The sequence below is a fragment of the Pedobacter sp. UYP30 genome, assembly GCF_040547165.1.
GTDB lineage: Bacteria > Bacteroidota > Bacteroidia > Sphingobacteriales > Sphingobacteriaceae > Pedobacter.
The window spans coordinates 1-11,993 of the sequence record NZ_JBEPPD010000037.1; the positions used below are offsets into that span (position 1 = coordinate 1).

Consider the following 11,993-nt stretch of genomic DNA (forward strand, 5'->3'; position numbering starts at 1 on the left):
TCCAAAAGTGATATGGTAAAAAAGTTAGTGCTAAAGCCAGAACCAAACTGGTGTACTATGCCTCGGAATGTGGTGTACTTTGTTCGGAATAATCAATCAGTTATTTACTTAATTTAGTGCGGTGCGACATTGGTTCTGCAAGCAATGCCATTTATGCGCAAATTTTCAAACCGTTAGCGGTAAATGTTCCCCGAACTAAATTCATCAGTTAAGGAATATTTCCAGCCTTGCAAACGGACAAATTGAATCGACAAAAAAGCTTCGCTTCGACCCGAAATTTGGGTTTTAGCCGAACTAAATTTTTAAAATCGTTTTTAAGCTGACAGATTTTAAATTCAGCCGACCAAGATGAAAAACAGAATTAAAATAAAACAGTTTTTAGCCCGAACTGAACGTTCAATTGAACTGCTCAATTGAATAAAGCTTTCAGTTAGCCGTAAATGTTGACCTTTAAAACATAAGAAATATGAAAAAGATGTTTTTTCCATTGATTTTTTGCTTAATATTTATACATCTAAGTTGTAAGAAAGAAAGCGACATTATTGATATAGTATCAGTAAGTGGTAAAGTTTGGGATAGCACACTCCAAAAACCAGTTTCTAATTTCTTAGTTTACATTTATGACGTTAAATGTGAAAATTTCCACTGTGGCTACAATAAAATTGTTGATTCCACAAGAACTGACGTTAATGGTTTTTATAAAATTGATTATCCCCGCAAAAATTATAATGACCTATATCTAACATGTGGTGATAAAAACAAATCTTATACCTATGGAGGCCAATTTCAAATTTCCAAGGGTGGAACATATTCAGACAAAAACTTTTTACTAAAGAAAACTTCAGTTGTAAGAGCTAGAGTTATTGTTAAAAACAATAAATATCCTCCTTTGTACTTAATTGACGACTCAGATGTAAATTCTATTCAAATTTATGGATTAAATAAAGATACAGTTGTCTATTTCAGAGGAGTTGCTAATTCTATTAACGGTATTATGTTGTATGTCAATTCTGATTACTACTCATACTATAGAAGAAGGATTGATGAAATAACTTTAGGACCTTATGCCGACACTCTTAATGTTACAATCAATGCTGACGACCCCGATAACTTTCCGGTAAAAAGTAAGTGATAACGAAATATTTATCTTATGGCTAATACATCTACCGCACACAGCAAATTTGTGCAAAAATGGCTGACAGTGGTTCAACTCAGGTCTTTCGTTGATTATTTAGTTCAGTGCGGTGCGACAATGGTCCTGCAAGCAATGCCATTTCTGCACAAATTTTCAAAACGTTATGTGTCATTGTACACGACTCAATCGACAGAATGAAACCAGTTGAATCGACAACAGAAATATTGACTTTAAAAGCACTCAACCGAAACATAAATATGACTTGGGTCGAATGGGCAATTGAAATGCTTACGGCAGGTTTTGACACAGAAAACTTGGCGATACTCGCCGGGGAATCTGAACCATTTAATCAATTTCAATTACAAGACCTAACGACTAAAGTTTTGGAGGAGTTAGAATTAAATTATTCCGACAGAGAACAAGTAATTAAAAATTATGCTTGTTATCTAATCGACAAAGTTCGCAATAAAGAAATTGATACAATTAAAGCCTTAGAAGTTTTAAAAGACATTTATATCGAACTTGATATGGAAACATATTTAAATCATTTCTATTTGTTATATTTCACCAAAACGGACTTATTGGAATCAGAAAATCAATGATATATTGAAGGTGTGGACAGAAATAATGTTGACACAGTCATTGACGCATATTTTTCGACTTGGACAGCCAATTGTTAACCGAATGAACAAAACAACGAACACATAACAGCAAATTTGCTCAAAAATGGCTGACGGTGGTTCACGTTAGTTCATCAGTTATTTACTTAATTTGGTGCGGGCTGAAAATGGTTCTGCAAGCAATGCCATTTCTGCACAAATTTTCAAACCGTTACCAGCAATTCTAACGCCTGACTCTGCAAAGATACAAAAACATAACGCAAGCTAATTAAACGACAATAAACCATTTTTAAAAAAATAAACCAAATGAATATAATTAGAATTAAGACTATCCTTTTATTGATTTTAGTATCAAATTTTGCTATTGCACAATCAAGTCCAGTAAATGTTCTGGTAGGGAAAAATGACAAGGAAGTGCAAGAATATTTCAAAATTTTAATTAGTAAAAGTGAAAACAGCCAGTTAAAAATAGTAAAAAGCGCAACTGACTATGGAGATATGACAATGAAAGTTGAATTGCCAATGAATGAAGAAAGCATCTTCAATTGTTTATCAATTACAGCAATTTTCCATAGATTAAAAAATGGTGACGAAGTTTGTGTAAAACAAGGTGTTTTTGGAAGTGATAACTCTGTCCAAAATAACTTAGCTTTCATAAAAGACAATTTTACTTTTATATCTGATGGATTATGGAAAGAGCCAACAGAAAAAGAAGTTCCTGTTGAAATTTTTGCATCCTTTAACAAAAAAGAAAACAGCTATATGATAATTTACGAATTAGAAAATAAAAAGTAAATTAACTATGAAAACAACCTCAGATTTAATTATGATTGCTGGAAGTGGAGCCAACCTAATCATAGATGCAAAAAGTAAATCAGTATCAGATATTATTACTATCGTTGGCTCAATTGGACTAAAAGACAGCCATATTACAATTAAAAACTCATCAACAAAAAGTGTTTCTGAAATTTTAATAATTGCAAGAACTTATCCCAAAAACATAACTTTTGACTTTTCAGAATAGAACTACTGGTAACAGCAAATTTGTTAATAAATGGCTGACGGTGTTTTACGTTAGTTCATCAGTTATTTAATTAATTTAGTGCGGTGCGGAATTAGTTCTGCAGGTGTTGCCTTTTCTGCGCAAATTTTCAACCCGTTACCAGCAATTATTGAAAAATGCAATGTATATTCTGTGAAACTTCGGTAGTTCAAAATTCTATAGAACACATCGTACCTGAATCATTAGGGAATAAATCATACATTCTCCAAATCGGAGCTATATGCAGGTCTTGCAATAATTCGTTCTCTAAGTTTGAAGAAAAAGCACTTGGTAAATCAATGTTAGGTTTTGAAAGGGCCCGACTTGGTATCGTTACAAAAAAAGGACGTCCAGCAAAAGCTAGTTCGAACGGAATTAAATTTGAAGGCGACTCAAAATTCGAAAAAAATAGAGTTACAGTTTATGGTATCAACGACAAAAACACAGAATCAATTAACGAAGACGGCTCATTTAATGTAAAAATCCAAGATTTCGATAAATCTGAAATGTCAACCTGTAAATTATTACTTAAAATTGGATTGGAATCATTATATAATTCACAGAGAAAGATTTATAAAAAGTATGACTTTTCGGAGTTAAAGAATCACCTAACAAGTAAGACAGCTAAGGATTGGCCACTATTGACACCTAAAATTTTACCTTCTAATTTTATATCAATACCACGTTTTAACGACAGGTACAACTTGAATAAAATAAAATGTGAACTGAAGCTATTAGAAGTAAATCCACAAACTATACTTTTTCATTTCCAATACAGCGTTGTTTCTTATATTGTTAATTTAGTTGACAGAAATATTGTTTGGACAAAAGAATTTTTAGAAAAAGATGAACTTGCAAATCTTTATCCAGAAAGATTAAAAAAAATATAACTGCTGGTAACAGCAAATTTGTGCAAAAATGGCTGACGGTGGTTCAACTCAGGTTTTTCGTTAATTATTTAGTTCAGTGCGGTACGACAATGGTTCTGCAAGCAATGCCATTTCTGCACAAATTTTCAAAACGTTATCGGCAACCCTTTGGCGACAGTGCTAACTTTGAACTTTCTGCATAAAACGAACAGACAATGACAGACCATAAAGAAATAGAACAACGGATTTGGACGACACTTAACAAACTTAGAGGCGACATAAGTTTTTCAGGTTTCCGTAGCATTAAGTTGCTTGAACTTATCGGCACTACGCAAGGACAAGAAAAGTTTGAGCAGATTTTAAATAGCAAAGAACTTATTCGTGCTATTACAAACACAGACGGTTTTACTCCACCACTTTACATTTATGATTTCATCAACGAACTTTCAAAGATTGTAAATCCTAAAACGCATCTTGACCCTTGGCTTACACCTTCTTCTCCTTGCAACTTTTTTGACTTTGGGACAACGACATCTTATTGCATCAACCAAACTGCATTTGAAACCATCAAAACGATTTTTGAAAATCCTAAAACGGAAATTCATTTAGGTGATAGTTGGCAATTCCTTGACAGCACAAAAAACAAGTTTGATTTTATCACTTGCTTTCCACCGTTCGGAATGCGTAAAGAGCCAACAGAAATTAACGGATTCAAAACTTCAAACGATTTTGGAGCTACGCTTTTAATAAAAGCATCAATGCTACTTAACGAAAACGGCAGAGCCGTTTTTCTTATGTCGCCTTCATTTTTATTTGATGATAGAAACAAAGAGTTGCTAACCAAACTTGGATTGTTTGCTGATGCAGTTTTCTCAATTCCCAATGGTGCGTTTTTACCACAGACAAACATTGCATCAAATTTTGTTGTCCTTTCAAAACAACCGAAAGAAAAAACTTTCATTGCTGAAATTTCAAACGATGAAAAGACAAACAAGACAATAATTGATAACTATAAAAACCGAAGAGCAGGAAAGGCAATTCAATTAGGTTCATTCATTGACTTCATGGAATTGAAATCCTTTCAAGGATTGTTATCGCAAAATGAAATGCAAGAATTAGTTAAACGAATTGGTTATCCGCCAATTCGTTTAACTGATGTTGCAGTTAGCATAAATCTTTTGAAAGCATCTGATGCCGATGAAGTAGAACACCTTTCTAATTCTGTTTATCTTCCGAAGATTGGTAACAGTGTAGCAGTTACAATGCCTTCGGAAATGAAAATGAAAAATCCGAAAAACTATTTTCAAATTCAACTTGACGAGACAAAAGCAAATTCAACTTTTGTAGCCAACTACTTCAATAGTGTTATTGGAAGAAAACTAAGAGAGAGTTTAGAAGTCGGTGTTACTATTCCATCTATTTCTAAATCTCAATTACAAACGTGTGTTCTGCATTTACCAGAGTTAAAAACACAAATAGAATTGATTAAGATTGACAGCAAGATTGACCAATTTACTTTGCGACTTGAAGAACTAAAAAGAAATCTTTGGAAACAAACCAAGAGTTACAATTCAATTGAGAAGGAATTAAAGAGCATAAACCAAGAAGAAAAACTTGAACAGTGGATTGATAATTTACCTTTTCCAATCTCATCAATTCTTTGGCGTTACTATGCAACAAAAGAAAACAGCAAAAAGGTTGAACACCTTTTTCATTTCTTTGAGGCATTATCCGAATTTTTCTCAATGATAATGTTAAGTGCATTAGTTCAAGACCAAGAATTCTATAAACAAGAACGACACAATTGGATTGACACAGACGAGAAATTTAAAGAATGGTATTTCAGAGCAACATTTGGAAGTTGGAATATTCTCACTTCCCGCCTTTCAAAATCAGTAAGAAGATTTTACACCGATGCAGATAAGAAAGAATTTTGCAAAAATCTCTTTGGAAATCCGACAGAGGCATTTATGAAAATGCTTACTGAAAAAGGAATTATAAATACACTTTTGACAGTTGCTGAATTACGCAACAAATGGAAAGGACACGGAGGCATTACGAGTGAAGAAGAAAACAAACAAAGAGTTACAGCACTTGAACAGCAACTGAATGAACTAAGAAAATTTATTGCAGACGGTTTTGAGGAAACAAAAATTGTTTCTGCAAAACAAGGCGAACTTGACGAAGGCGTTTGGACATTTACAGCGAAAGAACTTATCGGAGCAAAATCACCTTTTAGAGAAACAGAAATAAAATCATTGGTTGGACTTGATAAAAAGAAACTTTACTTGACACATACAAATCAATACAAGCCAGTAGAGTTGTTGCCATTCATAAAGTTTGTTGAACTCTCTGATGCGGTTTATTTTTATACAAGTATTGAAAGCAAAAATGTTCGTTGGGTTTCTTATCATTTTGACAAAGACCCCGAACTAAATCAACCAGCGGACAACGAATTATTTAAAGCGTTTGAATTTCTAAAACACAATGACAACAAGAATTCAAACGGACAGTAAAAACAAGCTATGGTATATTTCACCGACTTTTTTGACATCACAGAGGACACAGTTGAAAAATACGGTGCGTTCAATATTTCATTGATAAATGACTTGCCACTTTTCATTGACCCTTTCTTGCTTTTCGGTAGCGACAAACCAGAGTTTCAACAACTGCATAATGAAATCCTTGAGTATTTAGGATTTCTAAAAACAAAATCAGAAGAAGGAATAACCGACTTGGGACAAATTAAATCTTGGTATTGTTTTCCAGAAGTAAAACAAAATTGGTTTGGTTACAGCATGGTTGGCAACAGCGGTAGCGGACTTGGACAAAAGTTTGGTAAAGCATTATCAGCAAACATGCACATCGTGTTTCATGATTTAGGAAACGAAAAAATTCCAAAAACTTCTCACCTTGAAAAAGCAGGATTGTTTTCAATCGGTGTTGGCAAGGACAACATTAGCGACTTCACTTGTAACCTTATCAAATCTTATCTTCTTCAATACACAGCTAAGTTTGCAGAGAAGCATCTGAAAGAAAGTCAGTCAAAAGAGTTAATGGTTGACAAAGCATTCTTTGATTACAACCTTGAAAGATGGATGCCGAAAAAATACACTTTGCCTTACCTCTTTAACGACTATGTTTTACTTACGCCCAAAGACATTCTAACTAAGGACGACAATTGGATAAATAGCAATGACCTTCATGGAAAGTTTGACACTATTTGCAGGGCAATTCCCAACGACCAATTGAGAAGTGAAATTTATAATTACTTCAGGACACGATTGCCAAGAAAGAAAGCGAACAAGCAACCATCACAAAAAGAAAGAACACATGCGATTTATGACACCATAAATAAGTTTCCAAAAATTATTGAATACTATATCAAGTATAAAGAGACCAATAAAGACGGTGCAAAAAATATTTCAAAAGAAAAGGTAAGTGAGGTTGAAACCATTTTCGTTAGAAATGTAATGGACTTAATTCAAAAACTCACTGACAACAGTGAGTTTTACAACATCAAGCCAGCTTCATCACATGACGAAGCATTGCAGAGAGTTATTTACATGAAAGATGTAATTGAAAAAAATGATGGCTATCGTTTCTTTTATTCCAAAGGACAACCAATCAAAAGAGAGCAAGACCTTCAACTCATTTTCAAACTAACATGGTATTCCTCAATAATGGATGTCAATCGTGAACCCAACAATGGTAGAGGACCTGTTGACTATTCTATTTCAAAAGGTTCGCAAGACAAAACATTAGTTGAATTTAAGTTGGCATCAAACACACAACTCAAAAGGAATCTTTTGAACCAAGTCAAAATATATGAAGCAGCTAACGGCACAAAAAAAAGTATCAAAGTAATTATCTACTTTGACAGAAACGAATTGCTAACTGTAACAAGTATTCTCAAAGAACTTAAACTTCAAAACGACCCTTCAATAATTCTAATAGACGCAAGACGAGACAATAAAATTTCAGCTTCTAAAGTATGACCGATATGATTAAAACATCTAACAAACATTTCTGCAAATTTGAAACATTTGTGCTTCGGAAGAACAGCAGGGCAGCCGATAACAGCGGGTTTAAGAAATTGGCGGTTCAGTGGTTAAATCAAGTTCGGTTTTTCAATCAAACATTTGTGGTGGAAGACAGTTTTGTGCTCCGAAATCGCCAACTTCTTAAACCCGCAAAACGTTATCGGCAACCCCAAGGACAATGCAAACTTTAAACGACAGTGCTAGAAATGACAAACACAAAAGATGTAGAACAACGGATTTGGGCAACTCTTAATAAATTAAGAAGTGAAATGGAATTTTCTCGTTTCCATAACACCAAACTTCTTGAAATTATTGGAATAACGCAAGAACAAGAAAAGTTTGACCGAATTCTAAATGATAAAGAATTAATTAGTCTTGCCTCAAGTATTGAAAGCTTTACCCCACCACTTTACATTTATAATTTCATTAATGCACTTTCAAAGTTTGTAAATCCTAAAACGCATTTTGACCCTTGGTTAACACCTTCATCTCCGTCTAACTTTTTTGACTTTGGAATAACAACGGCATATTGTTGCAACCAGAAGGCTTTCGAATTTATCAATACTATCTTCGCAAATCCAGAAACTAAAATTTATTTGGGCGACGGCTCAAAAGAAATGGAAGAGCTTAAAACAAACTTTGATTTCATCACCTCATTTCCACCGTGGATGATGCGCAGAGAAGCAATTAAGATTAATGGCTTACAAGCCCCAAGCGACCTTGCTTCTACCCTAATTGTTCAATCGTCTTTACTCCTTAACGAAAACGGGAAAGCCATATTTCTCATGCCACCTTCTTTTCTATTTAACGAAAAGGTAAAAGAAATAATCAACAAACTCGGGTTGTTTGTAGATGCAGTTTTTTCAATACCTACAGGAGCATTTCTACCTCAAACAAATATCGCTTCTAATCTTGTTATTGTTACAAAAAAACAAAAGGAAAAAACCTTTATCGCAGAACTTTCCAACGATGAAAACACTAATAAAGCAATAATCGAGAATTACAAAAATCGGAAAGAGGGAAAAGCAATTCAATTAGGTTCATTCATTGAATTTAATGAATTTAAATCTTTCAACGGACTATTGTCTCTAAACGAAATGCAAGAATTAGTCAAACGAATTGGATATCCGCCGATTGGTTTAACTGATGTTGCTGTTATTGTAAATCTTTTAAAAGCCAAAGACCCTGATGAAGTATCTCATCTTTCTAACTCAGTTTATCTACCGAAAATTGGCAACAGTTTAGCAGTTACAATTCCTGCGGAAATGACAATGAAAAACCCAAAAAATTATTTTCAAATTCAACTTGACGAAACAAAAGCAAATTCAACTTTTGTGGCCAATTATTTCAATAGTGTAATTGGCAGAAAGTTAAGAGAAAGTTTAGAAGTTGGAGCAACTATACCTTCAATTTCGAAAGCACAATTACAAACTTGTGACTTGTATTTGCCAGAATTAAAAACGCAAGTCGCAATTGTTGAAATTGATAGTAAAATTGAGCAATTCAACTTGCGCCTTGAAGAACTGAAAAGAAACCTTTGGAAACAACCTAAGAGTTTTCATTCAATAGCAAAAGAATTGAAGAATATAAATCAAGAAGAGAAACTTGAACATTGGATTGACAAATTACCTTTCCCTATTTCATCAATTCTATGGCGTTACTATGCAACAAAGGAAAACAGTAAAAAGGTTGAACACCTTTTTCACTTTTTCGAGGCACTATCTGAATTCTTCGCAATGCTAATGTTAAGTGCATTAGTTCAAGACCAAGAGTTTTATAAAAAAGAACGACACAATTGGATTGACAACGATGAAAAATTCAAAGAGTGGTATTTCAAAGCAACTTTTGGAAGTTGGAACATTTTAACATCCCGACTTTCAAAATCAGTGAGAAGATTTTATAGTGATGCTGAAAGAAAAGAGTTTTGTAAAGCTCTTTTTGGAAATCCAACAGAAGCTTTTATGAAAATGCTAACTGAAAAGGGTATTATAAACACTTTGTTAACAGTTGCAGAACTTCGTAACAAGTGGAAAGGACACGGAGGAATTTCAAATGAGGGAGAAAATAAACAACGAGTAGCAACGCTTGAACAACAACTAAACGAATTAAGAAAATTTATAGCAGACGGTTTCGAGGAAACAAAAATTATTTCTGCAAAACAAGGAGAACTTGAAGAAGGCATTTGGACATTTACAGCGAAGGAACTTGTTGGAGCAAAATCTCCATTTAAAGAAGCAGAAATTAAATCACTGATTGGACTTGACAAAAAGAAACTTTATTTGTCACATACAAATCAAAATAAGCCAGTGGAACTACTCCCATTCATAAAGTTCATTGAACTCTCAGAAGCAGTTTATTTTTATACAAGCATTGAGAGTAAAAATGTCCGTTGGGTTTCGTATCACTTTGACAAAGACCCAGAGTTAAACCAACCAGCGGACAACGAACTATATAAAGTATTTGATTTTCTAAAACAGAGTGAAAAAAGAAATAGTTAATATTAAAATAAAATTATGAAAACAAAAGCAGATTTAATTATGTTAGCAGGAACAGGAGCCAATCTTGTTATTGACGCTAAAACGAAATCAACAGCAGACATTATTATGATTGTCGGGTCAATAGGTCTTAAAGACAGTCATATCACTATTCGTAACGCTTATTGTAAAACTACGGCAGACCTTCTTCAAATTGCTACTGTTTATTCAAAGAATATAACTTACGACTTGACAAAATGCAATGAAGAAAATTGATGTTAACTTTTCGGTCCGAGAGATGGGAAGCCGATAACAGCAAATTTGCGCAAAAATGGCTGACGGTGGTTTACGTCAATTCATCAGTTATTTACTTAATTTAGTGCGGTACGACAATGGTTCTGCATTAATGCCATTTCTGCACAAATTTGCAAAACGTGTGTGTCTTGAACAGATTGCGGAACTAGTTTGATGCTTTAAAAAGAGATGAGAGTAGGCCTCTCGGTGGCGACTTTCAGGAGTAGCCACCAAACGACTTTATGGTGCGATTGCTGAAAAGTAATGGTGCTGAGCGATAAAGAAAAACGGCTACAGAGATAGCTGTAGGTAAGTGTAGAAGAGTTGAACCCTTCGACAGGCTCAGGATAAACTACGGTGAACCAATGATGAAGCCTCGTAAGGAAGAGAGGTATTGTCGAAAGCAGGTAGCTACGTTTGTATTTGCGACTAATTGTACCGGAAACCTGATTACCGAATACACGGCAACCGGGGTAATCCCGATAACTATCGGGAGGCAGGACTTCTACGCAGGCTCTATTAAGGAACAAGAGAAATCTGTTTCGCTTTGTAAAATCGAGAGAGGAAACAAACAGCATGGATGTGGCTGAGAAACAGGTGGCAGACCCAATCGTTTAGTGAAGAAGTGTTTGTAATGAACATGGAGCGAAGGGCTGGGCATGTTTAGTTTTCAGAACAATTTACAACCTTTCGGGAGATGATTTATTATTTCTGAGACAAAATCACAACCGATACCATTGGGTATAGGTACATCCAGAAAGATAGAAGTATCTTTACGTGATTTATGGACATGAAGAGCCCCCGCATTGGGCGGGGCAGGCTGTATGAAGGGAGACTTTCACGTACGGTTCTGTGAGAACACAAAGGTGAAATTCCTTTGCGTGACTCGCTTAGCGGTAAGTTTTTGACCGACAGCACTTAACAACAGAAAAATAAATTTTTATAAATAAATTAGAATTATGGGATTTAATATTGCAGGCTTAATAATCAATAAGAAAATTGAAAGAGAACAAGAACTTGAAAGTTTTTTGGAAAACAAACTTCATTATGTAAAAGATGTGGAATTTGAAGACGCAACAAGTAGCAGCAAAGACGAAAATACTATTGACGTTTTACAGACAGAAAATGGAACTTTAATAATAACAGAAATGGGGCAAATCTACGACTTGACAAATATTCAAAGCGAGGTTGTACAATTTATAGTTTCTGACGTTTCTGACACATATTATTTTGAGAAATATTCTAATGGAAATCTTGATAGAAAATTTATTTCTTCACAGGGCGAAATTGCCGAAGACATTGGAGAAGGAATTTTGAACGAAGATGATGATTTAATGGACAAAATTTGGGAATTTGCTGATGATTACTTGCAGAATAAATTTACTGAAAATATGTTTGACCTAAAATTTAAACGATACGAATTTAGTACATGACAAAAATTACAACCACTTGAAAATGAGGGAAATAGTTCTATAATTATTTGTATAATAGACTGATATTCAGTATATTAAAGAAT

General features: G+C 34.1%; 11 protein-coding genes. All 11 read left to right on the forward strand.

Annotation, left to right across the window (positions count from 1 at the left end; translation table 11 throughout):
- The first annotated feature begins 466 nt into the window (after positions 1-466).
- The 11 genes from ABIB40_RS20155 (at position 467) to ABIB40_RS20205 (ending at position 11,910) form a co-directional block, all read left to right on the forward strand.
- Positions 467-1,132, forward strand: coding sequence for a hypothetical protein (locus tag ABIB40_RS20155; RefSeq protein ID WP_354361658.1), 666 nt, complete (start codon positions 467-469; stop codon positions 1,130-1,132).
- 197 nt (positions 1,133-1,329) lie between these two features.
- Positions 1,330-1,737 (forward strand): hypothetical protein, encoded by a 408-nt coding sequence (locus ABIB40_RS20160; RefSeq protein ID WP_354361660.1) that lies wholly within the window; start codon positions 1,330-1,332, stop codon positions 1,735-1,737.
- Between the two features lie 324 nt (positions 1,738-2,061).
- On the forward strand, positions 2,062-2,550 hold the full coding sequence (locus ABIB40_RS20165; RefSeq protein ID WP_354361662.1) for a hypothetical protein: 489 nt from the start codon (positions 2,062-2,064) through the stop codon (positions 2,548-2,550).
- Between the two features lie 7 nt (positions 2,551-2,557).
- The gene (locus tag ABIB40_RS20170) at positions 2,558-2,779 is read left to right on the forward strand and encodes a hypothetical protein (RefSeq protein WP_354361664.1); all 222 of its coding nucleotides are present in this window, start codon (positions 2,558-2,560) and stop codon (positions 2,777-2,779) included.
- A gap of 155 nt (positions 2,780-2,934) precedes the next feature.
- Positions 2,935-3,687 carry an HNH endonuclease gene (locus ABIB40_RS20175; RefSeq protein WP_354361667.1) on the forward strand — a complete coding sequence of 251 codons (753 nt, stop codon included), beginning with the start codon at positions 2,935-2,937 and terminating at the stop codon, positions 3,685-3,687.
- A 194-nt stretch (positions 3,688-3,881) separates the two neighbouring features.
- Positions 3,882-6,182 carry a type I restriction-modification system subunit M/S gene (locus tag ABIB40_RS20180; RefSeq protein WP_354361669.1) on the forward strand — a complete coding sequence of 767 codons (2,301 nt, stop codon included), beginning with the start codon at positions 3,882-3,884 and terminating at the stop codon, positions 6,180-6,182.
- Between the two features lie 9 nt (positions 6,183-6,191).
- Positions 6,192-7,664 carry a DUF8370 family protein gene (locus ABIB40_RS20185; protein ID WP_502931075.1) on the forward strand — a complete coding sequence of 491 codons (1,473 nt, stop codon included), beginning with the start codon at positions 6,192-6,194 and terminating at the stop codon, positions 7,662-7,664.
- Positions 7,665-7,915: 251 nt separating this feature from the next.
- Positions 7,916-10,207 (forward strand): N-6 DNA methylase, encoded by a 2,292-nt coding sequence (locus ABIB40_RS20190; protein ID WP_354361673.1) that lies wholly within the window; start codon positions 7,916-7,918, stop codon positions 10,205-10,207.
- A gap of 15 nt (positions 10,208-10,222) precedes the next feature.
- The gene (locus ABIB40_RS20195) at positions 10,223-10,459 is read left to right on the forward strand and encodes a hypothetical protein (protein ID WP_354361675.1); all 237 of its coding nucleotides are present in this window, start codon (positions 10,223-10,225) and stop codon (positions 10,457-10,459) included.
- 383 nt (positions 10,460-10,842) lie between these two features.
- Positions 10,843-11,067: a hypothetical protein gene (locus tag ABIB40_RS20200; protein ID WP_354361677.1), complete on the forward strand. Its 225-nt coding sequence runs from the start codon at positions 10,843-10,845 to the stop codon at positions 11,065-11,067.
- A gap of 369 nt (positions 11,068-11,436) precedes the next feature.
- On the forward strand, positions 11,437-11,910 hold the full coding sequence (locus ABIB40_RS20205; protein WP_354361679.1) for a hypothetical protein: 474 nt from the start codon (positions 11,437-11,439) through the stop codon (positions 11,908-11,910).
- Positions 11,911-11,993 lie beyond the last annotated feature (83 nt).